This is a genomic window from Streptococcus lactarius (assembly GCF_016642265.1).
In the GTDB taxonomy this organism is placed as follows: Bacteria; Bacillota; Bacilli; order Lactobacillales; family Streptococcaceae; genus Streptococcus; species Streptococcus lactarius.
Map to the genome: position 1 here is coordinate 211,374 of NZ_MRXX01000003.1, position 25,157 is coordinate 236,530.

Annotated in this window: 20 protein-coding genes; all 20 read left to right on the forward strand. The window is 42.5% G+C overall.

What is annotated here, in order from left to right; genetic code table 11:
* Positions 1-347: 347 nt before the first annotated feature.
* Entirely contained in the window at positions 348-2,252 is a 1,905-nt protein-coding gene (gene glgB / locus BTU61_RS03170) for a 1,4-alpha-glucan branching protein GlgB (protein ID WP_200772298.1), read from the forward strand.
* A 52-nt stretch (positions 2,253-2,304) separates the two neighbouring features.
* Entirely contained in the window at positions 2,305-3,447 is a 1,143-nt protein-coding gene (locus tag BTU61_RS03175) for a glucose-1-phosphate adenylyltransferase (RefSeq protein ID WP_200772299.1), read from the forward strand.
* Positions 3,437-4,573, forward strand: a complete 1,137-nt coding sequence (gene glgD, locus BTU61_RS03180) for a glucose-1-phosphate adenylyltransferase subunit GlgD (RefSeq protein ID WP_200772300.1) — start codon at positions 3,437-3,439, stop codon at positions 4,571-4,573. Before BTU61_RS03175 ends, glgD begins: the two co-directional genes overlap by 11 nt.
* The gene (gene glgA / locus BTU61_RS03185) at positions 4,573-6,000 is read left to right on the forward strand and encodes a glycogen synthase GlgA (protein ID WP_200772301.1); all 1,428 of its coding nucleotides are present in this window, start codon (positions 4,573-4,575) and stop codon (positions 5,998-6,000) included. The genes glgD and glgA overlap by 1 nt, the downstream gene beginning before the upstream one ends.
* A 277-nt stretch (positions 6,001-6,277) precedes the next feature.
* Positions 6,278-12,064, forward strand: coding sequence for a ZmpA/ZmpB/ZmpC family metallo-endopeptidase (locus BTU61_RS03190; RefSeq protein WP_200772302.1), 5,787 nt, complete (start codon positions 6,278-6,280; stop codon positions 12,062-12,064).
* A gap of 251 nt (positions 12,065-12,315) precedes the next feature.
* Positions 12,316-12,516, forward strand: coding sequence for a F0F1 ATP synthase subunit C (locus tag BTU61_RS03195; protein ID WP_003006433.1), 201 nt, complete (start codon positions 12,316-12,318; stop codon positions 12,514-12,516).
* 33 nt (positions 12,517-12,549) lie between these two features.
* Positions 12,550-13,263: a F0F1 ATP synthase subunit A gene (gene atpB, locus BTU61_RS03200; protein ID WP_003017795.1), complete on the forward strand. Its 714-nt coding sequence runs from the start codon at positions 12,550-12,552 to the stop codon at positions 13,261-13,263.
* A gap of 19 nt (positions 13,264-13,282) precedes the next feature.
* A complete protein-coding gene (atpF, locus tag BTU61_RS03205; protein ID WP_200772303.1) occupies positions 13,283-13,777 on the forward strand; it encodes a F0F1 ATP synthase subunit B in 495 nt (164 codons plus the stop codon).
* Positions 13,777-14,313, forward strand: a complete 537-nt coding sequence (locus BTU61_RS03210; protein WP_200772304.1) for a F0F1 ATP synthase subunit delta — start codon at positions 13,777-13,779, stop codon at positions 14,311-14,313. Before atpF ends, BTU61_RS03210 begins: the two co-directional genes overlap by 1 nt.
* A 15-nt stretch (positions 14,314-14,328) precedes the next feature.
* Positions 14,329-15,834, forward strand: coding sequence for a F0F1 ATP synthase subunit alpha (gene atpA / locus BTU61_RS03215; RefSeq protein WP_200772305.1), 1,506 nt, complete (start codon positions 14,329-14,331; stop codon positions 15,832-15,834).
* Positions 15,835-15,849: 15 nt separating this feature from the next.
* A complete protein-coding gene (locus BTU61_RS03220) occupies positions 15,850-16,731 on the forward strand; it encodes a F0F1 ATP synthase subunit gamma (RefSeq protein ID WP_187539308.1) in 882 nt (293 codons plus the stop codon).
* Positions 16,732-16,805: 74 nt separating this feature from the next.
* Positions 16,806-18,212: a F0F1 ATP synthase subunit beta gene (gene atpD / locus BTU61_RS03225; protein WP_200772306.1), complete on the forward strand. Its 1,407-nt coding sequence runs from the start codon at positions 16,806-16,808 to the stop codon at positions 18,210-18,212.
* Between the two features lie 13 nt (positions 18,213-18,225).
* Entirely contained in the window at positions 18,226-18,645 is a 420-nt protein-coding gene (locus tag BTU61_RS03230; protein WP_200772307.1) for a F0F1 ATP synthase subunit epsilon, read from the forward strand.
* 97 nt (positions 18,646-18,742) lie between these two features.
* Positions 18,743-18,973, forward strand: a complete 231-nt coding sequence (locus BTU61_RS03235; RefSeq protein WP_200772308.1) for a DUF1146 family protein — start codon at positions 18,743-18,745, stop codon at positions 18,971-18,973.
* Positions 18,974-19,039: 66 nt separating this feature from the next.
* On the forward strand, positions 19,040-20,329 hold the full coding sequence (gene murA, locus BTU61_RS03240; protein WP_200772309.1) for a UDP-N-acetylglucosamine 1-carboxyvinyltransferase: 1,290 nt from the start codon (positions 19,040-19,042) through the stop codon (positions 20,327-20,329).
* The gene (locus tag BTU61_RS03245) at positions 20,313-20,501 is read left to right on the forward strand and encodes a DNA-directed RNA polymerase subunit beta (RefSeq protein ID WP_187539297.1); all 189 of its coding nucleotides are present in this window, start codon (positions 20,313-20,315) and stop codon (positions 20,499-20,501) included. Before murA ends, BTU61_RS03245 begins: the two co-directional genes overlap by 17 nt.
* Before the next feature lie 81 nt (positions 20,502-20,582).
* On the forward strand, positions 20,583-21,422 hold the full coding sequence (locus BTU61_RS03250; RefSeq protein ID WP_200772310.1) for a DNA/RNA non-specific endonuclease: 840 nt from the start codon (positions 20,583-20,585) through the stop codon (positions 21,420-21,422).
* Between the two features lie 81 nt (positions 21,423-21,503).
* Positions 21,504-22,223, forward strand: a complete 720-nt coding sequence (locus tag BTU61_RS03255; protein WP_200772311.1) for a matrixin family metalloprotease — start codon at positions 21,504-21,506, stop codon at positions 22,221-22,223.
* Between the two features lie 107 nt (positions 22,224-22,330).
* Positions 22,331-24,238, forward strand: coding sequence for an ABC-F family ATP-binding cassette domain-containing protein (locus tag BTU61_RS03260; protein ID WP_200772312.1), 1,908 nt, complete (start codon positions 22,331-22,333; stop codon positions 24,236-24,238).
* Entirely contained in the window at positions 24,239-25,102 is an 864-nt protein-coding gene (locus tag BTU61_RS03265; RefSeq protein ID WP_200772313.1) for an XRE/MutR family transcriptional regulator, read from the forward strand.
* The last annotated feature ends 55 nt before the right edge of the window (positions 25,103-25,157 follow it).

Consider the following 25,157-nt stretch of genomic DNA (forward strand, 5'->3'; position numbering starts at 1 on the left):
ACAATTGAGAGACTAGGACTTTTGTCCCAGCCTCTTTTTTTTTGAAAAATTTTCTTCTATTATTTAAGGCGAAATATAGGGTAATATTCGTTTTTAACTAATTAGTGATAAATCTCATCATATAAAAGTTCGGTTTTAACTTTTAAAAACTACAAAAATTTAGTATAATAGTATATAATCTTCAGAAAATAGGAATAAATGAAAAGAAACTATTCGGTAGGAAAAAATAATAAAAGTTTCCTGAATATTTCATATGAATTTGACAGAATCATCTTGAAAATTTAACAGTTTTATAGTAAAATTAAATCAAGCAGAAAACGCTTTCAAAAAGATAAAGGAGTGAGTACATGGATAGAAGTACAGACTTATGGACATTTGGAAGAGGGGACAACTTTCAACTTCAAGAGTACCTAGGAGCTCACAAGGAGAAAATCGAAGATCAAGAAGGATACACCTTCCGTGTTTGGGCCCCCAATGCCCAAGCCGTGCATGTGGTCGGCGATTTTACTGATTGGGAGGATCGTAAACTTCCCATGGTGAAAAACGAAGGGGGTGTTTGGGAAGCCTTTTGCCCAGACGCCAAGGAAGGAGATATCTACAAGTATCTTGTCACTCGAAATAATGGCCAGCAAATCCTGAAAATTGATCCGGTGGCTCTTTGGATGGAAAAGCGTCCTCATACAGGCTCCATTATTAAAGAGATTCCTGAGAAAAAATGGAAAGATGGTCTTTGGAGAGCCCGCCGTAAAAAACTGGGCTTTAAAGAGAGACCGGTTAGCATTTATGAGGTTCACGCAGGATCGTGGAAACGCAACGAAGACCATAGTCCCTATAGTTTTACCCAGTTAAAGGAAGAATTGATTCCTTATCTGGTTGAAATGAACTATACGCATGTGGAGTTTATGCCGGTAATGGCTCACCCACTAGGGCTTAGCTGGGGTTACCAGTTGATGGGCTATTTTGCTCTGGAACATACCTACGGTAGTCCGGAAGAATTTCAAGATTTTGTGGAAGAATGCCATCTGAACAATATTGGGGTCATTGTGGACTGGGTGCCTGGTCATTTCATTATCAATGACGATGCCTTGGCTTATTATGATGGGACACCAACCTTTGAATACCATGATGAACATCGGGCCCACAACTATGGTTGGGGAGCCTTGAACTTTGATTTGGGGAAAAATCAAGTGCAATCCTTCTTGATTTCTAGTCTCAAGTTTTGGATCGAAACCTATCATTTAGATGGTATTCGTGTGGATGCGGTCAGCAACATGTTGTATCTCGATTATGATAGCGGACCATGGGTGCCAAATATTGACGGGGGAAATTTGAATTATGAAGGGGTCCACTTCTTACGACGCCTAAATGCAATTATCAAGCAAGACCACCCAGATGTTATGATGATTGCTGAGGAAAGCTCGGCTGGTCAAAAAATTACGGGTCCTGAAGAAGAAGGGGGCTTGGGCTTTGACTACAAATGGAATATGGGTTGGATGAATGACATTCTCAAATTCTATGAGGAAGATCCAATCTACCGTAAGTATGATTTTAATCTGGTAACCTTCAGTTTTATGTATGCCTTTTCTGAACACTTCTTGCTACCTTTTTCTCACGATGAAGTGGTTCACGGAAAGAAGAGCATGATGCATAAGATGTGGGGAGACCGCTACAATCAATTTGCAGGCCTTCGCAATCTCTTGACCTACCAGGTTTGCCATCCAGGTAAAAAGTTACTCTTTATGGGATCTGAATTCGGTCAGTTTTTAGAGTGGAAATCAGAAGAGCAACTCGAATGGAGTAATCTTGAAGATGAAATGAATGCGAAGATGCGCCATTTCACTTCGCAGCTGAATCAATTATATAAAGATCACAAGGAATTGTGGGAAATTGATGAGAGCTTTGAGGGCTTAGAAATTATTGATGCAGACAATCGCGATCAAAGTGTACTTTCGCTCATTCGGAAAACCCGCAAAGGTGAATTTTTGATCTGTGTCTTTAATATGGCTCCAATTGAACGCAAGGACTTTACGATTGGTGTTCCAATTCCTGCTGTTTACGAAGAGATTTGGAATACGGAATTAGAAGAATGGGGAGGCGTTTGGAAAGAAACCAATCCGACAGTTCAGTCTCAAGAAGGGCTGTGGAAGGATTATCAGCAAACTTTGACCTTTACCTTACCAGCATTGGGTGCCAGCATTTGGAAGGTGAAGAGAAAGTTGCGTACGACGAAATCAAAAACATCTGATAAATAGGATAATTGGTTGACTCTATAGGAGTCTAGGCTTTATAAAGAGGAAGAAGTCAATGAAGAATGAAATGCTTGCTTTAATTCTTGCCGGTGGGCAAGGAACACGTCTTGGGAAATTAACTCAAAACATTGCAAAACCTGCGGTTCAATTTGGTGGACGCTATCGCATTATCGATTTTGCTTTATCAAATTGTGCCAATTCAGGTATTCATAATGTCGGAGTTATTACACAATACCAACCGCTCGCACTAAATAGCCACATTGGAAATGGTTCGAGCTGGGGCTTAGATGGGATCAATACAGGGGTTTCTATCCTACAACCCTATTCTGCTAGTGAAGGAAATCGTTGGTTTGAAGGAACTAGCCATGCAATCTTCCAAAATATCGACTATATCGATAGCATCAATCCGGAATATGTTCTCATCCTTTCTGGAGACCATATCTACAAGATGGACTACGATGACATGCTTCAATCTCACAAAGATAACAATGCTAGTTTGACAGTAGCCGTTTTGGATGTACCCTTGAAGGAAGCTAGCCGTTTTGGAATCATGAATACAGATGCCAACAACCGGATCGTTGAGTTTGAAGAAAAACCAGCAGAACCAAAATCAACCAAAGCATCCATGGGAATTTACATTTTTGACTGGGCTCGTTTGCGCAATATGCTGGTTGCTGCTGAAAAGAGCGATATCGATATGTCAGACTTTGGTAAAAATGTCATTCCAACCTATCTTGAATCAGGTGAAAGCGTTTATGCCTATGAATTCAATGGGTATTGGAAAGACGTAGGGACCATTGAATCTCTTTGGGAAGCCAATATGGAATATATTGATCCAAATAATGCTTTGGATAGTCGCGACCGTCACTGGAAAATCTATTCACGCAACCTCATTTCTCCACCAAACTTCTTTGGTGAAAATGGTCATGTTGAAGACTCTCTAGTCGTTGATGGTTGCTTGGTAGATGGTACGGTGAAACATTCCATATTATCTACAGAAGCTCAGATCCGTGAAGGCGCTGTTGTAGAAGACTCTGTCGTGATGAGTAATGCCATTATCGGTAAAGGTGCAGTTGTCAAACGTGCGATTATTGGTGAGGGTGCTGTCATTGCGGATGGTGTCGTGATTGATGGTACAGAGGAAGTACAAGTTGTCGGTTACAATGAAAAAGTGGGGGTAGTTACAGATGAAGATTGATAAATATTCAGCCATTCTAGGAAATACAGTTGGGTATCATGATATGTCCACTTTAACCAGCCATCGTCCGGTTGCCTCTTTGCCTTTTGGTGGGAAATACCGTTTGATTGACTTCCCGTTGTCAAGTCTTGCCAATGCAGGAATTCGGAGCGTTTTTGGAATCTTCCAACAAGAAAATATCAGTTCAGTCTTTGACCATATTCGTTCTGGTCGTGAATGGGGCTTGTCTACTTTGTTGAGTCACTATTACCTTGGAATCTATAATACTCCAGTTGAAAATACAACTGTAGGACCAGAATACTACCAACAATTATTGACTTATCTGAAACGGTCTGGATCCGACCAAACAGTTGCTTTGAACTGTGATGTCTTAGTAAATATTGATCTCAATCAGGTCTTCCATTTGCACAATACGGTCGATCGTCCGATCACAGTGGTCTATAAAAAATTGCCTTCAAAAGATATTTCAGAAGTCAATTCTGTCTTGGAAATTGATGAATCAGACCATGTCATCAGTCAAAAACTCTTTGATAGCAAAGATGCAGCAGAAGTCTATAATATGTCGACAGATATCTTTATTGTGGATACGCCTTGGTTGATCGAAAAGATTGAGGAAGAAGCGAAAAAAGAATATCCGCAAAAATTGCGCTACATCTTACGTGAGTTAGCGGTAGAATACAATGCCTTTGCCTTTGAATATACAGGTTACTTAGCCAATGTCCATTCTGTGGAGTCTTATTATCGTTCAAATTTGGATATGTTGGAAACACAAAATTTCATCAAACTCTTCTCTCCAAATCAAAAAGTTTATACAAAAGTGAAAAATGAAGAGCCAACTTATTACGCAAAAACTTCAAATATTAAGACCTCTCAATTTGCATCAGGTAGTATCGTAGAAGGTAGGGTAGAAAACTCTGTCGTTTCGCGTCGTGTCTACTTACATCAAGGTTCAGAGGTTCGTAGTAGTATACTCTTCCCAGGTGTTGTGGTTCATGAAAATGCTATTGTTGAACATGCAATTCTTGATAAGGGTGTTGAAGTCGCTGCTGGTGTTACGATTCGTGGTAGTCTCGATGCACCTGTAGTGGTTCAAAAAGGAACAATTGTTACAGAGGATATTGTCTAATGAAACTATTATTTGTCGCAGCTGAAGGGGCTCCATTTTCAAAAACAGGTGGTTTAGGTGATGTAATTGGAGCTCTTCCTAAATCACTAGCTAAAAGTGGGCACGATGTCCGTGTGGTCCTTCCCTACTATGATATGGTAGATACCAAATTTGGGGATCAAATCGAGGATGTCTTGCATTTTGAAACCAAGGTTGGTTGGAGAAGTGAATACGTTGGGGTTAAGCGTATCTTTAGAGATGGTGTTACCTTCTATTTCATTGATAACCAAAAATATTTCTTCAGAGGCCATGTTTATGGTGATTTCGATGATGGTGAACGCTTCGCCTATTTCCAATTGGCAGCTCTTGAGATGATGGAGCGAGTGGATTTTATTCCAGATGTTGTGCATGCGCATGATTATCATACGGCCATGATTCCATTCCTTCTGAAAGAAAAATACCGTTGGATTCAAGCTTACAATGGTATTAAATCTGTTTTAACCATCCACAATTTGGAATTTCAAGGGCAATTTGATCCAGGTATGTTGTGGGATCTGTTTGGTGTAGGCTTTGAACGTTATGAAGATGGCACACTGCGTTGGAGAGATTGTCTCAATTGGATGAAGGCAGGTATCTTGTATGCGGACCGTGTTACGACGGTTTCTCCTAGTTATTCTTACGAGATTATGACCCCTGAGTACGGTTGTGGTCTGGATCAAATCCTGCGGATGGAATCTGGAAAACTGACAGGTATTGTCAATGGAATTGATGCAGATCTTTATGATCCGGAAACAGATCCACTCTTAACCTATCATTTTAGCAAAGATGATTTGTCAGGAAAAGCAGAGAGCAAACGAGCCCTTCAAGAGCGAGTTGGATTACCTGTACGGGATGATGTTCCTCTATTTGGAATTGTTTCTCGTTTGACACGCCAAAAAGGTTTTGATGTGGTCGTTGAAGGATTGCATCAACTCTTGCAAAAAGATATTCAAATCGTTTTATTGGGAACGGGAGATCCTGGCTTTGAAAATGCCTTTGCATGGTTTGGCCAAGCATATCCGGATAAACTTTCTGCCAATATTTTGTTTGATGTTCAATTAGCGCAAGAAATTTATGCCGCTTCGGATGTCTTTTTGATGCCAAGCCGCTTCGAACCATGTGGACTTTCTCAAATGATGGCCATGCGTTATGGAACGCTTCCGCTAGTCCATGAAGTTGGTGGGCTTCGGGATACTGTTCAACCATATAACGCTTATGATGGCAGTGGAACCGGATTTAGTTTCAATAATCTATCAGGGTATTGGTTGAATTGGGCAGTTGATGAAGCTTTGGGTGTTTATTCGAATGATCAAGAAGCTTGGCGTGGGTTGCAAGAGCAAGCCATGACGCGCGATTTCTCTTGGGATACAGCTAGTCAACGCTACAACGACTTGTATCAATCATTATAGTAGAATACTTTGGGGTGGGACTGGAACGAAACTTCTTCACTTTCGTTCTAGTCTTCCTCTTTTTTGATGGTTTAGAAAAGCAACAGTTGTTCGGTCCTCGCAACGATTTACCGATAGAAAATAGTTCATTTAGTGAGTGGTCAAACTTGCTAAAATAATTGAAAAAAGATAAGATAGATAAAGGTAAAACATCTCAGGAATTACCTTTGTAGACCTGCTCTAAAAAAGGAATAGTCCATTCTTGAGAAACAAATATTACTATGTAGGAATTTAAAGGATGAAAAAGAAGAAACAAACTGTTGAAAAAATCACCAAATATTCGATTCGGAAATTATCTGTTGGTGTAGGGCCAGTTGCGATTGGAGCTTTTCTATTAGGAGCGAGTCTACTTACTCCTCAACCTGTACAAGCCGATCAGTATACACAAGCGGCCAATGTCCATCTGGGATATGTGACAGAAGATGAGCTGACCCCTGATGAAGAGGCGCAAGTCATTCATGCGATTCCAGATCAATACCAAAACGAGGATACCTTTTATTTGGTCTATAGAAAAAAAGGAATGTCCCAACAAACCTTGCCTCAGACAGGAAGTCAGGAAGTGGCACTACTAGGACTTAGTTTTGCGACAGCTTCTTTGGCAGTTCTCTTGCTTTCTAAAAAGCACCGCAACAAGGTGATGGGTGTTCTTCTAATTGGGGCGATGGGACAAAGTCTTCTCCTTCCAGTAGAAGTGGCAGCTTTACAAAATCAAGTATTATTGCCCTATAATCAAACGATTTCGGTCTCATCCAGCAAAGATCTTGCAGCTGGTGTGATTCCAATTGATGGGTACGACTATGTCGGATATCTTCATTACCCAACCACTCAAGAAAGCGGCAAAGAAGTCCCAACCAAGATTCAGAAAAAACAAGAACCTGCGTCCCCCACTACCCAGACAAGTCCGGTGGTGCCACCACTAGATTTGAACTCACGTGTGACGCCTGAAGATGCTCCAGCCTTTCCAACGCTTGAAAAGCCGAGGGTTGAAGTTTCCACAGAACCAATTCCATTTGAAACAGTGGAGCAAGGCGATGCTACGCTGGCTAAGGGCCAAAGCAAGGTGCTAACAGCTGGTCAAACTGGTGAGCGGAGAATCGTTACAGAAGTGAGTCTTGTGGACGGTAAAGAAGTTCGAAGGATAATCGAAAATACAGTTACGAAAGAACCAGTTTCACAAGTCCTTTCAGTAGGAACAAAAGAAGAAACTCAACTAAGTCCGCAGCCAGTCGTCACAGCAAAAGGGACACAAGAAGTAGGCCACGAAGGTGAAGCCCTTGTCCAACCAGAGACCCCATCTTATACTGGAGTGGTAGATGCAAAAGGGACACAAGAAGTAGGCCATGAAGGTGAAGCAACGGTTCAGCCGGAGAACCCGTCCTATACTGGAGTAGTGGATGCTAAAGGGACACAAGAAGTAGGCCACGAAGGTGAAGCAGCGGTTCAGCCGGAGAATCCAAGCTACCAAATGACCGAAGGGACTGTAACAGAAACAGAAACGGTGTCTCTTCCATATGCAACTGAGTCTGTAGCAGATGCCAATCGATACACCGATGAAGAAAGCGTGATTCAAAAAGGTCAAGTGGGAAGCCAGTTGATTCGTCGTGTTTATAAAACGATCAATGGTGAGAAAGTTGGAGAGCCAATCAGCACCAGCACAGAGACACTCCAAGCTCCTGTGAACGAAAAAATCAGTCGTGGAACCAAGGCTATCGAAGGACAGACCGAGGAAGTGTCGATCGAAGAAATCCCATTTAAGACGGCGACAGAGCAAGATGCTAGCCTACAAAAGGGCACTGAAATAGTCTCTCAAGTAGGGAAAAATGGAAAGAAGAAAATCACCAAGGTATACAAAACCATCAAAGGTGTAAAGACAGCGGATGCACCGACCGTTTCAGAGGAAGTGGTAGAAGCACCGCAGGACCGTATCATCAAAAAAGGAACGAAAGAACTTGAAAAACCAAACTTAACGTTGGCGACACTTGATAAGGAAGAACTAAATCGGACTGCAAAGGCTACCTATCGTTTAAGTAAACCAGATGGTGTGACCATCAAGTCGATCCAAACGGTGTTGAAAAAGGATGGTCAAGTGGTTAAGACCGTTAGCCTCACAGAAGCGGATCTTGCAGCAGCTTTGGCAGATCTGGATTATTATAAGGACTACACGCTAGCTACAACCATGGTTTATGACCGAGGAAATGGGGATGAAGAAGAAGTACTCCAAGAAGAACCTCTAAGACTGGATCTTAAAAAAGTAGAAATCAAAAATATCAAAGAATCTAGCCTGATCCGTGTGGACGACCAAGGTGTTGAGACAGATAGCAGTTTATTGTCCGAAACACCAACAGATGTCACCCCTTATTACTTGAAAGTGACAACAGAGGATAATAAGGTCACTAAACTCGCCGTTGATAAAATCGAAGAGGTAACGGTAGACGGTAAGACGCTCTACAAAGTGACAGCCAAAGCACCTGATTTGGTTCAACGGACTTCTGATCGACGATTTAGCCAAGAGTATGTTCATTACTTTGCCAAACCAAAAGCCCATGAAGGGGATGTCTATTACGATTTTAATGAACTTGTCAAAGCCATGCAGGCAAATAAAAATGGAACCTTCAAACTCGGTGCGGATCTAAATGCAGCAAATGTACCAACACCAACTAAACAGTATGTCCCAGGTACCTTTACTGGTCATTTAACCAGTGTGGATGGTAAACAATACACCATCTATAATATGGCTCGCCAGTTATTTGATGGAATCGAGAATGGATCTGTTAAAAATATTAACTTAGGAAATGTTGCCATCAATATGCCTTGGGTTGAATCTATTTCCCCACTTGCAAGAACCGTTAAAAATGCTACGGTTGAGAATATCAAGGTGACTGGTAGTGTTCTTGGCAAAGATGGGATAGCCGGTATTGTCAATAAAGTGGACACTGGAGGTCTCTTGAAGAATGTTGCCTTTATCGGTAAGATTACTGGAATTGGCGACAAGGGATGGGATATTGGTGGCATTGCAGGTGAAGTATGGCGAGGCAATATCAAACAAGCTTATGTAGACGCGGATATCAAAGCTAATAAAGCCCGTGTTGGTGGTCTGGTTGCGAGATCTGATAATGGTTCTGACCCTAATGGGATCGACAAGTATGCCTCTATTCGAAATGCGGTTACAAAAGGAACCATTCAGGTCAAAACACCAGTTGAAGTTGGTGGATTCATCAGTAAAAACTGGACCTGGGGTAGAGTTGCTGACACAGTTTCCATGATGAAAGTTGAAAACGGTGAAGAATTCTACGGTTCCAGTGACCTAGACGCAGAAGATGGTTATTACACGAACGACTGGATTGAAAGAAACTATGTCGTCAAAGATGTCAGCTCAGGGAAACATTCCTTCAAGCGTTCGCGTACCAATAGAATTAAAGAGATTGGTCTTGAAGAAGCCAATCAGAAAATTGAGGCAATGGGCATTACAGCTGATAAAGCTGTCCTGAATCCTTTAGTTGAGGATACCTTGAATCAGGTCCAACCAAAAGCGAATACCTATAAAGAGATCCAAGACTACCAAGCAGACCGTGAACAAGCTTACCGCAATATCGCTAAATTGCAACCTTTCTACAATAAAGAGTGGATTGTCGACCAAGGGAATAAATTGGCTGCAACTAGTCCTCTCTTGACCAAGGAAGTCTTGTCTGTGACCGCTATGAAGGGCAATGATTTTGTAACAGAATTGGCTGATGCCGACCACATTCTGATCCATTACTCGGATAAGACAAAAGATATCTTTAGCATTTCACCGAAAGATTCAAAAGTTAAACAAGTGAAAGAGTACAGTGTAGCTGAGCTAGGAGATGTGGTCTACACGCCAAATATGGTGGACAAAGACCGAAGCGATCTGATCCATGCTATCGTTGAAAAATTAAGCCCTGTTGAATTGCAATCAGATCCTATCTACACACATCTAGGTAGAACTGGTCCAAATAAAGTCAATGCCATAAAGAACCTTTACCTGGAAGAAACCTTCCAAGAAGTCAAGGATAATCTGGCTCACTTTGTCAAACAACTAGTTGAAAATGAAGATCATCAATTAAACACAGATGAAGCTGCTAAACGTGCCTTGATCAAGAAGATTGATGACAACAAGGCTGCTGTTCTTCTTGGTTTGTCTTACCTCAATCGTTACTACGGAGTTAAGTTTGATAACTTCAATATCAAGCCACTCATGCTGTTCAAGCCAGACTTCTATGGAAAAAATGTAAGTGTGTTAGACTTCTTGATTAAGATTGGTTCTAAAGAAAATAACATTAAAGGTGATAGAACTTTAGAAGCTTATCGCGAAACTATCGGTGGAGTTATCGGTATAGGCGAGTTAAACAGTTTCTTAGACTATAATATGCGCCTATTTACAGAAGACAAAGATCTAAATGATTGGTTCATCAAAGCAACCAAAGACAATGTTTATATTGTGGAGCCTGAAACTTCAAATCCAGCATTTGCTTCTGCCAAACACCGGGCATATGAAGGCTTAAATAACGATATCCACGGTAAAATGATCTTGCCGCTCTTGAATCTTAAAGATGCGCATATGTTCTTGATTTCAACCTACAATACCTTGGCTTATAGTTCCTTTGAAAAATATGGTAAAAATTCAGAAGCAGAACGGACTGCTTTCAAGGTTGAGATTGATAAAGTAGCCAAAGCCCAACAAGACTACTTGGATTTCTGGTCACGATTAGCAGCTGATAATGTTCGCAACCAGCTCCTAAAGAGCAATAATATGGTGCCAACACCGGTCCTTGATAATCAAAACTACAAAGGTATTAGTACAGACCGTTATGGCCATACGAATAGTGGAAAAGATGTCGCTCCAATTCGTGAATTGTATGGACCAACCGATCGTTACCATGCGACGGATTGGCGTATGGGAGCAACTGCTCGCGTCTATGGAAATCCTTATAAAGATGATTCGGTCTTCTTCATGGTGACGGATATGATCAGTGACTTTGGGATTTCTGCTTTTACCCATGAAACGACCCACGTCAATGACCGTATGGTATACTTGGGTGGCTGGAGGCACCGTGAAGGAACGGACTTGGAAGCCTATGCTCAAGGCATGCTCCAAACACCATCCGTATCCAATCCAAATGGAGAATACAAAGCCCTAGGTCTCAATATGGCCTATGAACGACCGAACGATGGGAACCAATGGTACAATACCAATCCAAATGACCTTACATCAAGAGCTGAGATTGATCGCTACATGAAAGGCTACAATGATACACTCATGCTTCTGGATTATCTGGAAGGAGAAGCGGTCCTCGATAAAGGAAACCAAGAATTAAACAATGCTTGGTTCAAGAAGGTGGATAAACAGTATCGTGGTAGCAACACCAAGAATCAATTTGACAAGGTACGACCTTTAAGTGATGAAGAAAAGGCGATTCCTTTGCGTACAGTTGATGACTTAGTGACTAACAACTTTATGACCAATCGTGGTCCTGGAAATGGAGTCTATAATCCATCTGACTTTGGTTCAGCCTATGTGACTGTGCCGATGATGACAGGGATCTATGGAGGAAACACCAGTGAAGGAGCTCCAGGAGCCATGTCCTTCAAACACAACACCTTCAGAATCTGGGGTTACTATGGCTATGAAAAAGGCTTCCTAGGATATGCTTCAAACAAGTATAAACAGGAATCCAAACAAGCTGGACATGCCACTCTAGGGGATGATTACATTATTCAGAAGATTTCAGATGGAAGATTTAACAACCTAGAGGACTGGAAGAAAGCTTACTTCAATGAAGTAGTGACTAGTGCCAAAAATGGCATTCAATCGATCGAAATGGATGGTACAACTTACAATAGTTATGAAGACTTGAAACGTGCATTTGCTGAAGCAGTTGATAAAGATAAGGCTACTCTAAGTAACGGATCCGTCAAATTTGACAACACCGTATCACTGAAAGAAAAACTCTTTAAGAAATTACTTCAACAAACAGATAGCTTTAAATCTTCTATCTTTAAATAATCAATGGACTCTCATCTGCTTAGCAGGTGGGAGTTTACTTTTTAGGAAAATAGCATCGGGTGTATTTGAAAAGAAGGATAGAAGGGGCGGAAGTGTTTCATCTAGGACTTGCATGAAAAAATAAGGGTGAAGTTTCCCCGTAGAATAGGACTTTTATAAAAGTAAAACGCTTACTTTGTGAGGAAATATTTGACTATTAAATTTAATAGGAGTAAACTAATAAGGTAAAATTTATAAAAGGAGAATTCATCATGAATTTAACATTTTTAGGTCTTTGTTTAGCCTGTTTTGGTGTATCACTGGCAGAAGGTTTGATGATGAGCAGCTTATTGAAATCTGCGTCTCGTCAACCAGAAATTATCGGTCAATTGCGTAGTCTCTTGATTCTTGGTGTTGCCTTTGTCGAAGGTACTTTCTTCGTAACCTTGGTTATGGCCTTCATTATCAAATAAGCACTTCTATTTTAGAAAAGGAGGTGTCAAAACTTGGAAGAAAGTATCACTCCAACGATAACTCTTGGACCTGTAACTTTTAATTTGACCCTACTTGCTATGACCTTGATTGCTGTTTTGGTGGTTTTTGGCTTTATTTATTGGGCCAGCCGTAAAATGACGATCCGACCAAAGGGCAAACAAAATGTGCTGGAATACGCATATGACTTTGTCGTAGGCTTTACAAAAGGAAATATTGGGGAACATTACATAAAGGACTATTCCTTGTTCTTGTTTGTTCTTTTCCTATTTCTTTTAGTAGCCAATAACATTGGATTGATGGCTAAAATCGAAACGACCAATGGTTACAATTTGTGGACATCACCAACCGCTAACCTGGGTTATGACTTTGCCTTTTCATTTTTGATCACCTTAATCGCCCATGTAGAAGGAATTCGCCGACGTGGTGTGAAGGAATATTTAAAGGCTTTTGTGACACCAGGATTTATGACCCCCATGAATATTTTGGAAGAATTAACGAACTTTGCCTCCTTGGCACTTCGGATCTTCGGAAATATCTTTGCGGGTGAGGTACTAGCAAGCTTGCTTGTGACTTTGTCGCATCAAGCTGTTTATTGGTATCCATTTGCCTTTATTGGAAGCATGGCGTGGACAGCGTTTTCGATTTTCATTTCATGTATCCAAGCCTATGTGTTTACCATGTTGTCATCAATTTATATTGGTAAGAAAATTAATGGCGAAGAGTAAGTAGAGGAGGAGTAGAAGAATGCATGTATCAATGAGTGAAATTATTGGTAACTTTATTCTCATTGCTGGTTCCTTCCTATTATTAATCTTTTTAATAAAAAAATTTGCATGGAACAATATCAATGGAATTTTAGAAGCGCGTGCCAAAAAGATTACAGATGATATTGATGGAGCAGAATCAGCTCGTCAAAAAGCTGAGGAACTAGCAAGTAAACGTGAAGAAGAGTTGGCAGGTAGTCGCAAAGAAGCTGCGTCTATCGTCGAAAATGCAAAGGAAACTGCAGAAAAGAACAAATCGCAAATCCTTTCAGAAGCCACTCAAGAAGCTGTACGTTTGAAAGAAAAAGCGCAACAAGAAATTGCGCACAACAAAGAAGAAGCATTGAACAGTATTAAAGGTGATGTGGCAGATCTTACTGTGCATCTCGCTGGAAAATTGTTGAGCCAACAGTTAGATGCTGAAGCTCAACGCCAACTGATCGATCGCTATCTTGATGAATTAGGAGAAGCCTAATGGACAAAAAGCAACTGATGGTGATTGAGAAATATACCCAGCCTTTTGTTCAATTGGTCTTTGAAAAAGGAGAACAAGACCTGATCTTTGAAAAGTTAACCCAAATCAAGGGTGTTTTTGAGGAAACAGGACTTGCTACCTTCTTAGCTCATATCGGTGTAGAGGATGAAGAGAAAGCAAAAAGTCTACGGCTTTTTCAACCCTCGGATTCACAATTACTCGACCATTTGATTGAAGTGGTTATTCTCAATCATCGTGAAGCCTTATTTTATGATATTGTAACGATCTGTTTGGATCAGATTCAACGGCTGAGCAATGCTTTTGTCGTGACGGTTACGACAGCTACAGCCTTGGATCCAGCTCAAGAGCAAAAATTGGTGCCCATTATCGAAAGAAAATTCGGGATCCAGGTTCGCTCAATCCAACAAAAGATCGATCCAGATTTAATTGGTGGTTTTGTCGTGACAGCCAATCATAAAACATTGGATACCAGTCTCAAACACCAATTGCAAGTCATAAAATCTAAATTGAAATAGAAAGTGGTGTGAATTTTGGCGATTAACGCACAAGAAATCAGCGCTTTAATTAAGCAACAAATTGAAAATTTCCAGCCAAACTTTGACGTCACTGAGACAGGTGTTGTAACCTACATTGGTGACGGGATTGCCCGCGCTCATGGTCTTGAAAATGCCATGAGTGGTGAGTTGTTGATCTTTGAAAATGGCTCATACGGGATGGCTCAAAACTTGGAAACAACGGATGTCGGGATCATCATTTTGGGTGATTTCACGGATATTCGTGAAGGAGACTCTGTCCGTCGTACAGGTAAAATCATGGAAGTCCCTGCAGGGGATGCCTTGATTGGTCGGGTTGTCAACCCACTTGGCCAACCAGTGGATGGTTTGGGTGAGATTGTGACAGATAAATTCCGTCCAGTTGAAACACCAGCTCCTGGCGTTATGCAACGGAAATCAGTCTCAGAACCACTCCAAACTGGTTTGAAAGCCATTGATGCCCTTGTTCCAATTGGACGTGGTCAACGGGAATTGATTATCGGGGACCGTCAAACAGGGAAAACTTCGATTGCCATTGATACCATCTTGAACCAAAAAGGTCAAGATATGATCTGTATCTATGTGGCGATTGGACAAAAAGAATCAACGGTTCGTACCCAAGTAGAAACTCTCCGTAAATACGGAGCTATGGATTACACCATTGTCGTGACGGCATCTGCCTCTCAACCTTCTCCATTGCTCTTTATTGCACCTTATGCTGGGGTTGCCATGGCAGAAGAGTTCATGTATAACGGTAAACATGTTTTGATTGTCTATGATGATTTGTCAAAACAAGCCGTAGCCTACCGTGAATTGTCCCTCCTTCTTCGTCGTCCACCAGGTCGTGAAGCCTTCCCAGGGGATGTCTTCTATCTTCATAGCCGTTTGTTGGAACGTTCCGCAAAAGTTTCAGATGAATTGGGTGGTGGTTCCATCACTGCGCTTCCAATCATTGAAACCCAAGCGGGGGACATCTCCGCTTATATCGCAACCAACGTGATTTCCATCACCGACGGTCAAATCTTCTTGCAAGATAGTCTGTTCAACTCAGGAATTCGTCCAGCCATCGATGCCGGATCTTCTGTTTCCCGGGTGGGTGGATCTGCTCAAATCAAGGCTATGAAGAAGGTTGCTGGTACCCTTCGTATCGACCTCGCTTCCTACCGTGAGTTGGAAGCCTTCACGAAATTTGGTAGTGATTTGGATGCGGCCACTCAAGCGAAATTGAACCGTGGTCGTCGGACAGTGGAAGTCTTGAAACAACCTGTTCATGAACCATTGACAGTCGAAAAACAAGTGTTAATCTTGTACGCCTTAACACATGGTTACTTGGACAGTGTTCCAGTGGATGATATTCTTCGTTTTGAATCAGAATTGTTTGATTATTTTGAAGCCCATCATGCAGGAATTTTTGAAACTATTCGGACAACACTCGACCTTCCAAATGAAGAAGAACTGGATGCAGCCCTTACTGAATTTGTCAACCAGTCAAATTTCAAATAGAAATAGGAGTGGAAGATGGCAGTTTCATTAAATGATATTAAAAATAAAATTGCATCCACAAAAAACACCAGTCAAATCACCAATGCGATGCAGATGGTATCCGCTGCCAAACTCGGTAAGTCTGAGCAGGCAGCCAAGGATTTTCAGGTTTATGCTGCTAAGGTTCGTAAGCTCTTAACAGACTTGCTCCATGGCCATGAAACAGAAAATACCAAGTCCCATCCTATGCTTGCGAGCCGTCCAGTCCAAAAGACAGCTTATATTGTGATTACATCAGACCGTGGTTTGGTGGGAGGCTATAATGCTTCTATTTTGAAAACTATGATGGAAATGAAGGAAGAATACCATCCAAACGGAGATGACTTTGAAGTGATCTGTATTGGAAGTGTCGGTGCAGATTTCTTCCGTGCCCGTGGAATTCAGCCGGTTTATGAATTGCGTGGCTTGGCGGATCAGCCTAGCTTTAAGGAAGTTCGTAAAATCATTTCAAAAACCGTTCAAATGTACCAAGAAGGCTTGTTTGATGAGTTGTACGTTTGCTACAACCATCATGTCAACAGTTTAACCAGCCAAATGCGGGTGGAACAAATGCTTCCCATCATTGACTTGGACCCCAATGAAGCCGATGAAGACTATGTCTTAAATTTGGAATTGGAATCCAGTCGTGATGCGATTTTGGATCAATTGCTTCCTCAGTTTGCAGAAAGCATGATCTATGGGGCCATTATTGATGCCAAAACAGCTGAAAATGCTGCAGGTATGATGGCCATGCAAACTGCGACAGACAATGCCAAGAAGGTCATTGACGAATTAACGATTCAATACAACCGTGCTCGTCAGGCTGCGATTACTCAGGAAATTACCGAAATCGTTGCTGGTGCGAGTGCCCTTGAATAGGTGTCGGATACAATTTTTAATACAAAAATAGCTTATTGTTAAGCAGTAGAAATTAGTTAGAATAGGAGAATGACATGAGTTTAGGCAAGATTTCTCAGGTTGTAGGTCCCGTCGTTGACGTTGCCTTTTCCGTAGGAGATAAACTTCCTGAGATTAATAATGCACTTGTAGTCTATAAAAATGACCAACAAAAATCAAAAGTCGTTCTTGAAGTAGCTCTTGAACTTGGTGATGGGGTCGTTCGGACCATTGCCATGGAATCAACCGATGGTTTAACACGTGGAATGGAAGTCTTGGACACTGGTCGTCCAATCTCAGTTCCTGTCGGAAAAGAAACCTTGGGACGTGTCTTCAACGTTCTGGGAGATACCATTGACTTGGATCAACCTTTTGCTGAAGATGCTCCACGTGAATCCATCCACAAAAAAGCCCCATCTTTTGATGAGCTTTCTACTTCAGAAGAAATTCTTGAAACAGGGATCAAAGTCATTGACCTCTTAGCCCCTTATTTGAAAGGTGGGAAGGTCGGCCTCTTCGGTGGTGCCGGAGTTGGGAAGACCGTCTTGATTCAAGAATTGATCCACAACATTGCCCAAGAACACGGTGGTATTTCCGTATTTACAGGTGTTGGGGAACGGACACGTGAAGGGAATGACCTTTACGGAGAAATGAAAGAATCAGGTGTTATCGAAAAGACTGCTATGGTCTTTGGACAAATGAATGAACCACCTGGAGCACGGATGCGTGTGGCTTTGACTGGTTTGACCATTGCGGAATACTTCCGTGACGTGGAAGGCCAAGACGTGTTGCTCTTCATTGACAATATCTTCCGTTTCACCCAAGCCGGATCTGAAGTATCAGCCCTTTTGGGACGGATGCCATCAGCCGTTGGTTACCAACCAACCTTGGCAACTGAAATGGGTCAATTGCAAGAACGGATCACGTCAACCAAGAAAGGTTCTGTTACATCGATCCAAGCCATCTATGTGCCAGCCGATGACTATACAGACCCAGCGCCAGCAACCGCCTTTGCCCACTTGGATTCAACCACCAACTTGGAACGTAAATTGGTACAATTGGGGATCTACCCTGCGGTGGATCCATTGGCATCAAGCTCTCGTGCCCTTTCTCCAGAAATCGTAGGAGAAGAGCACTATGCCGTAGCTTCTGAGGTCAAACGTGTCCTTCAACGGTACCATGAATTGCAAGATATCATTGCCATCTTGGGGATGGATGAGTTGTCTGATGATGAAAAAACATTGGTTGCTCGTGCTCGCCGGATCCAATTCTTCTTGTCACAAAACTTCAACGTTGCCGAACAATTTACCGGTCAACCTGGTTCATACGTACCTGTTGCCGAAACTGTTCGTGGCTTTAAAGAAATCTTGAACGGAAAATATGACCATCTTCCTGAAGATGCCTTCCGTGGTGTTGGTTCAATCGAGGATGTCATCGCCAAAGCTGAAAAAATGGGATTCTAAGAAGAGGTGAAAGATGAGTCAAATGAACGTCCAAATCGTGACACCCGATGGACTGGTTTATGATCATCATGCCGCATTTGTATCTGTCAAGACAATTGATGGTGAATTAGGGATTTTACCTCATCATATCAATACCATTGCGGTTTTGGCTGTAGACCAAGTAAAGGTTCGTCGGATAGACGATGACAAACATATTGATTGGATTGCAGTCAATGGTGGGATTATCGAAGTAGCAGATAATGTCATTACCATCGTTGCCGATTCTGCTGAACGTGCTCGAGATATCGATATTAGTCGTGCAGAGCGGGCCAAACTGCGAGCTGAAAAAGCGATTGAAGAAGCCAAAGATCAGCATTCGGTTGATATGGAACGTCGTGCTAAAATTGCTCTTCAACGCGCCATTAACCGGATTAATGTCGGAAATCGTTTATAAGATATTTAAAATAAGGTGGAGGTACGTCCTCACCTTATTTTTGTTGGAAGTCAAATCAAAAGAAGAAACTAGAAAGCAAATATGATATAATAGCGATATGATTCAAATGATATTTAATCTTTCCAGCCATTTATTGTTTATCTTTTTTTCCTATTATTTACTCTTCAACTTGGTAAGATGGGAAAAATTTTTAAAAGTTAGTGCGGAAAATGCGATCAAAATTCGCTTCTTAATTCTGCTGTTCAGTGTTGCCTTAGGCTATTTAGCCAGCTCATTTTTTATCAGTGTCTATGAGATGAGTCGGCAGATTTTTATTGGCCAATTCTAGCCACATTTTATGAAAAATATGGTATGATAGAAAGCGTGACTTTAAGAAATTGGAGAACAATCCCGTATGGAAAAAATAATCGTTAATGGTGGAAATAATCGACTAGTTGGAACCGTTAAAATTGAAGGGGCAAAAAATGCGGTCCTTCCTCTTCTTGCCGCAACCGTGCTTGCAAGTGAGGGTGTGACAACCTTGAAAAATGTGCCGGTTTTATCAGATGTCTTTACCATGAACAATGTCGTTCGTGGGTTGAATGCACAAGTGACCTTCAATGAAGAAGAAAATACGGTTGTTGTGGATGCCCAAGAAGAATTGTCTGAGGAAGCACCCTACAAATATGTGAGTAAGATGCGGGCATCAATTGTTGTCTTGGGGCCAGTCTTGGCACGTAATGGCCATGCTAAAGTTTCCATGCCTGGAGGTTGTACGATCGGTAGCCGTCCGATTGACCTCCACCTCAAAGGTTTAGAAGCCATGGGAGCTGAGATTACTCAAGCAGCCGGTTATATCGAAGCCAAAGCCGATCGTCTCAAGGGGGCACATATCTATATGGACTTCCCATCTGTAGGGGCGACGCAAAATATTATGATGGCAGCTACCTTGGCAGATGGCGTGACAGTCATTGAAAATGCAGCTCGAGAACCTGAAATTGTTGACCTAGCACTCTTGCTTAATAAAATGGGTGCGAATGTCAAGGGTGCAGGAACAGAGACCTTAACTATCGTCGGAGTGGAGAGTTTACATGGGGCAGTTCACAATGTGGTTCAAGACCGGATCGAAGCAGGAACCTTCATGATTGGGGCTGCCATGACCGGTGGAGATGTCTTGATCGAAGATGCCATTTGGGAGCATAACCGTCCGCTTCTTTCGAAGATGCAGGAGATGGGCGTTACGGTAACCGAAGAAGACAATGGCATTCGGATCCAATCAGATATTAGTAAGCTTCGTCCAGTATCCGTTAAGACCCTTCCTTACCCAGGATTTCCAACAGATATGCAGGCGCAATTTACAGCCTTGATGGCGATGGCCAAGGGTGAATCGACCATGATTGAAACGGTCTTTGAAAATCGCTTCCAGCATTTGGAAGAGATGCGCCGGATGGGGGTTCATTCTGAAATTATGCGGGATACAGCCCGTATCGTCGGTGGTGAAAGCTACCAAGGTGCTGAGGTCATGTCTACCGATTTACGCGCCAGTGCAACTTTGGTCTTGATGGGCTTGGTGGCTGAAGGAGAAACCAAGGTCAGCAAATTGAATCACCTGGATCGTGGCTATTACCAATTCCATGAAAAATTGGTAGCACTTGGTGCAGATGTGAAACGTGTAGAGGAAGTAGACGATGAAAACGAATCTTAAATATGTTGCAAAACAGCTAGGGATTGTCCTTCTCTTAGCTGTGATCGGAATCATGATTTTTGCAGTAGGGTTGGTCATTGGCTATGGGGTGATTGGAGATGGAAAAAATCCATGGTCCATTCTTTCGCCTAGTACTTGGTCAGAGATTATTGGAAAGCTAACTGGCAAATAAGATTTAAATGAAATTGAGAAAAAGGAGAGCAGCGAATCGAGTCAGTGACCCATCTAGCGCTGCTCTTTTTTGGAGAAAGATATGACAAAACAAAAAGTAACCAAACGTACCAAACAAACCTTGGCAGGCTTTTTGGTCGCTACAGCCCTAGCGATTGGTGGCTATTTTATCCATCAACCAACTCAGAAAGGTGGAGGTGACCAGGTTGTTTCCGTGGTGACCAGTAGCCAAAATGAAACCCCTAGTAAGGAATTAGCCAGTTCTGTCCTGACAACTTCCGCTCGTTCACAATTAGGAGATCAGTTAGAGTGGAATGGAACGGGAGCCTTTGTGGTCAAGGGGAATCGGACCGATCTGGATGCCAGTGTCGCTAGTCAACCCTATGCGGATAACAAGACGAAAGAAGTACAGGGAAAGACTGTACCGATGGTTGCCAATGCCTTGATGAGCAAGGCAACGCGCCAATATCGTGATCGGGAAGCAACAGGAAGTGGTCAAACCGATTGGAAACCAGCAGGTTGGCATCAGGTCCATAATCTATCAGGTGAATATGACCATGCGGTAGATCGAGGGCATTTATTGGGCTATGCTTTGATTGGCAATCTCAAAGGCTTTGATGCCTCGACTAGCAATCCAAAAAATATTGCTGTGCAAACTGCCTGGTCCAATCAAGCCAATGATCCTCATTCCACTGGTCAAAACTACTATGAGACCCTGGTTCGAAAAGCCTTAGATAAGAACAAGCGGGTCCGCTATCGGGTCACTTTGATCTACAATCAGCCGGAAGATCTGATTCCTTTAGGTTCTCAGATCGAAGCCAAATCGAGTGACGGGACGCTGGAATTTAATGTCTTTGTGCCCAATGTTCAAAGTGGGATCAGCCTGGATTACCAAACAGGAAAAGTAACCGTTCATAATTAATGTGGAAACGGTGCTTTTTTAAGATATTTTTAAGGATCAAGTGATACAATTGCATCCCTTCTTTAAGAGAAAGGAGACTGTATGAAAACTATTTTTCGATGGTTGAGATGGACTCTGCGCATGACCTGGAGCCTCTTTTGGGGGTTTTTCTGGACAATTGGGATTAGTTTTTTAATCCTAGTTGGGATTTTCTATTTCACAGATTCTTCGGCTTCTGGGGCGAGTGGCCTTGGCCATGCTGCCCAAAAAGTTGTGTATCAAGCTGGGAATTTATTTGGTGATCAGGGCTTTGCTGCTCGATTTGGGATGGCTCCAAATTCTCAGTCGAACCAGACGGACAATCACGAACACAATGGAGCTAGATGGGATCAGCCAGAGGCCACGGTTTATCTAGATCCCAATATCAGTCAAACTTTTATAAAAGCCTATCGGGATGCCATTGAGGCTTGGAACCAAACAGGTGCCTTTACTTTCAAGCTGGTCACAAATGAAAAAGAGGCCAATGTGGTCTTGACCGAAATGGACAACGCATCCGTTTCTGCAGCAGGAGAAACTGCCTCTCAAACTAACCTCTTAACCAATCGGTTCACCCACATCACAGTTCGCCTCAATCGCCATTATCTGTTAAATTACGTTTATAACTACAGTTATGAACGAATTGTTAATACAGCTGAACATGAGCTAGGGCATGCCATTGGTTTGGACCACAATGATGGAGAATCCGTCATGCAACCGGCTGGCTCTTTCTATAGTATTCAGGATATGGATGTGGAAGCAGTCCGACAATTGTATAAGGAGTAATCAAATTTGAACTACTTTCTAAAAGTTCTGGACCTCAAGGGGCTCGGGATTTTTTTGATGCTTTGTCTTCCCTTGTTTAATCCGTAAAAAGATAGTAAAATAGGGACATGATTATTTTACAAGCCAACAAAATTGAACGCTCTTTTGCAGGGGAGGTTCTTTTTGATAACATCAGCCTGCAAGTGGATGAACGGGACCGGATTGCCCTGGTCGGAAAGAATGGAGCAGGGAAATCTACGCTCTTAAAAATCTTGGTCGGAGAAGAAGAGCCGACTTCTGGGGAAATCAATAAAAAGCGCGACCTTTCTCTCTCTTATCTAGCCCAGGATAGCCGATTTGAGTCGTCCAATACCATCTACGATGAGATGCTTCATGTCTTTGACTCTCTCCGAAAGACCGAGAAAGCTTTGCGTCAAATGGAGCTTGAGATGGGGGAAAAAACAGGAGCCGATTTGGAAAAACTCATGCAGGATTATGACCGGCTATCGGAAGAATTCCGTCAGGCTGGTGGCTTTACCTATGAGGCAGATATCCGCGCTATTCTCAACGGCTTCAAGTTTGATGAATCCATGTGGCAGATGAAGATTGAGGAGCTGTCTGGTGGGCAAAATACCCGTCTGGCTCTGGCCAAGATGCTCTTGGAAAAGCCAAATCTTTTGGTACTGGACGAGCCGACCAACCACTTGGATATTGAGACCATTGCCTGGTTGGAAAACTATCTGGTCAATTATAGTGGGGCCCTTCTCATTGTTAGCCACGACCGGTATTTCCTAGATAAGGTCGCTACCATTACTCTGGACTTGACCAAGCATTCTTTGGATCGCTATGTCGGCAATTACTCCAGCTTTGTCGAACAAAAAGAGCAAAAACTCCTGACCGAAGCCAAGAACTACGAGAAGCAACAAAAAGAAATTGCAGCACTTGAAGACTTTGTTAATCGTAATTTGGTGCGGGCCTCAACCACCAAGCGGGCCCAGTCTCGTCGCAAGCAGTTGGAAAAAATGGAGCGCTTAGACAAGCCTGAAGCTGGGACCAAGTCTGCCCATATGACCTTCCATTCCGATAAGACATCGGGAAATGTTGTCTTGACAGTAGAAGAGGCAGCTGTCGGCTATGACGATCAAATCCTGTCCGAGCCTATTAATTTGGATATCCGCAAGATGAATGCGGTCGCTATTGTGGGGCCAAATGGGATTGGGAAGTCTACTCTTATCAAGTCTATCGTTGGGCAGATTCCTTTTATCAAGGGGGAAGCCCGTTATGGGGCCAATGTCGAGGTGGGCTACTATGACCAGACCCAAAGTAAGCTAACCCCTCACAACAGTGTCCTGGATGAGCTCTGGAATGACTTTAAACTGACACCAGAAGTAGAAATTCGCAATCGCCTGGGAGCCTTCCTTTTCTCAGGGGACGATGTCAAGAAAACCGTCGGTATGCTATCGGGTGGAGAGCGGGCGCGCTTGCTTCTAGCCAAGCTTTCTATGGAGAATAATAACTTCTTGATTCTCGATGAGCCGACCAACCACTTGGACATCGATAGCAAGGAAGTACTGGAAAATGCCTTGATTGATTTTGATGGGACTCTTCTCTTTGTCAGCCACGACCGCTACTTTATCAATCGGGTGGCTACACAGGTCTTGGAACTCTCAGAAGAGGGCTCAACCCTTTATCTGGGAGACTATGATTATTATCTGGAGAAAAAAGCAGAGTTAGAGGTCCTTGCTGCAGCGCAAGCAGAAGCTGTGCCTGTTTCTTCGACCGAAGAAGTCACCAGCAATGACTATCACTTGCAAAAGCAAAACCAAAAGGAACTCCGCAAAATCACCCGCCGCATTGAGCAATTGGAAGCAGAGATGGAAGAGCTGGATCAGAAAATCCAAGACATCACCGAAACCATGCATAGCACCAATGATGCAGAGGATTTGGTCCAACTGCAAAGCGAGCTCGACCAACTGACTGTCCAGCAGGAAGCGGTCATGGAAGAGTGGGCAGAACTGTCAGAGCAGGTGGAATAAATGGAAGATTTAGGCAAAGTTTTTCGTGAATTTCGAATCAGTAAAAATTATTCGTTAAAAGAAGCTGCAGGAGAAGCCTGCTCGACCTCTCAGTTATCCCGTTTTGAATTGGGCGAGTCGGATCTGGCTACGTCGCGCTTCTTTGAAATTTTGGACAATATCCATGTGACTGTTGAGAATTTTATGGATAAGGCCAGAAATTTCCAACACCATGAGCATGTGGCCTTGATGGCTCAGATTATTCCGCTTTACTATGCAAATGATATTGCTGGTTTTCAAAGGCTTCAAGAGGAGGAACTTGAAAAAGCTAAGAGTTCGACCAATCCCCTCTATTTTGAATTGAACTGGATTTTGTTACAAGGGCTGATTTGCCAGAGAGATGCCAGCTACACGATGAAGCAGAGCGATCTGGACAAGGTGGCGGACTATCTCTTTCAAACGGAAGAATGGACCATGTATGAGTTGATCCTCTTTGGCAATCTTTATAGCTTTTATGATGTGGATTATGTCACTCGGCTTGGTAGAGAAGTGATGGAGCGGGAAGATTTCTACAAGGAAATTGGTCGCCATCGAAAACTGGTCTTGATTCTAGCCCTCAATTGTTACCAGCATTGTTTAGAACACCGTTCTTTTGAAAGTGCTAGTTATTTTGAAGCCTATGTGGAAAAGATTATCGGCAAGAGCATCAAACTCTACGAGCGCAATATCTTCCATTATCTTAAAGGTTTTGATTTGTACCAAAAAGGACAGTGTAAAGAAGGCTGTAGCCAGATGCAGGAAGCCATGCATATTTTTGACTTACTAGGTCTTCCGGAGCAGGTAGCCTATTATCAAGAGCACTTTGATAAATTTGTAAAACACTAATTTTCCCAAATAGGGGACAAAATGAAAATCTCTTTCATGAACTGATACAATAGTT

What these genes read in the sequence shown, in the direction of transcription:
- glgB (WP_200772298.1), top strand. Translation starts at nt 348, where the DNA reads ATGGATAGAAGTACAGACTTATGGACATTTGGAAGAGGGGACAACTTT.
- BTU61_RS03175 (WP_200772299.1), top strand. Translation starts at nt 2,305, where the DNA reads ATGAAGAATGAAATGCTTGCTTTAATTCTTGCCGGTGGGCAAGGAACA.
- glgD (WP_200772300.1), top strand. Translation starts at nt 3,437, where the DNA reads ATGAAGATTGATAAATATTCAGCCATTCTAGGAAATACAGTTGGGTAT.
- glgA (WP_200772301.1), top strand. Translation starts at nt 4,573, where the DNA reads ATGAAACTATTATTTGTCGCAGCTGAAGGGGCTCCATTTTCAAAAACA.
- BTU61_RS03190 (WP_200772302.1), top strand. Translation starts at nt 6,278, where the DNA reads ATGAAAAAGAAGAAACAAACTGTTGAAAAAATCACCAAATATTCGATT.
- BTU61_RS03195 (WP_003006433.1), top strand. Translation starts at nt 12,316, where the DNA reads ATGAATTTAACATTTTTAGGTCTTTGTTTAGCCTGTTTTGGTGTATCA.
- atpF (WP_200772303.1), top strand. Translation starts at nt 13,283, where the DNA reads ATGCATGTATCAATGAGTGAAATTATTGGTAACTTTATTCTCATTGCT.
- BTU61_RS03210 (WP_200772304.1), top strand. Translation starts at nt 13,777, where the DNA reads ATGGACAAAAAGCAACTGATGGTGATTGAGAAATATACCCAGCCTTTT.
- BTU61_RS03220 (WP_187539308.1), top strand. Translation starts at nt 15,850, where the DNA reads ATGGCAGTTTCATTAAATGATATTAAAAATAAAATTGCATCCACAAAA.
- atpD (WP_200772306.1), top strand. Translation starts at nt 16,806, where the DNA reads ATGAGTTTAGGCAAGATTTCTCAGGTTGTAGGTCCCGTCGTTGACGTT.
- BTU61_RS03230 (WP_200772307.1), top strand. Translation starts at nt 18,226, where the DNA reads ATGAGTCAAATGAACGTCCAAATCGTGACACCCGATGGACTGGTTTAT.
- BTU61_RS03235 (WP_200772308.1), top strand. Translation starts at nt 18,743, where the DNA reads ATGATTCAAATGATATTTAATCTTTCCAGCCATTTATTGTTTATCTTT.
- murA (WP_200772309.1), top strand. Translation starts at nt 19,040, where the DNA reads ATGGAAAAAATAATCGTTAATGGTGGAAATAATCGACTAGTTGGAACC.
- BTU61_RS03245 (WP_187539297.1), top strand. Translation starts at nt 20,313, where the DNA reads ATGAAAACGAATCTTAAATATGTTGCAAAACAGCTAGGGATTGTCCTT.
- BTU61_RS03250 (WP_200772310.1), top strand. Translation starts at nt 20,583, where the DNA reads ATGACAAAACAAAAAGTAACCAAACGTACCAAACAAACCTTGGCAGGC.
- BTU61_RS03255 (WP_200772311.1), top strand. Translation starts at nt 21,504, where the DNA reads ATGAAAACTATTTTTCGATGGTTGAGATGGACTCTGCGCATGACCTGG.
- BTU61_RS03260 (WP_200772312.1), top strand. Translation starts at nt 22,331, where the DNA reads ATGATTATTTTACAAGCCAACAAAATTGAACGCTCTTTTGCAGGGGAG.
- BTU61_RS03265 (WP_200772313.1), top strand. Translation starts at nt 24,239, where the DNA reads ATGGAAGATTTAGGCAAAGTTTTTCGTGAATTTCGAATCAGTAAAAAT.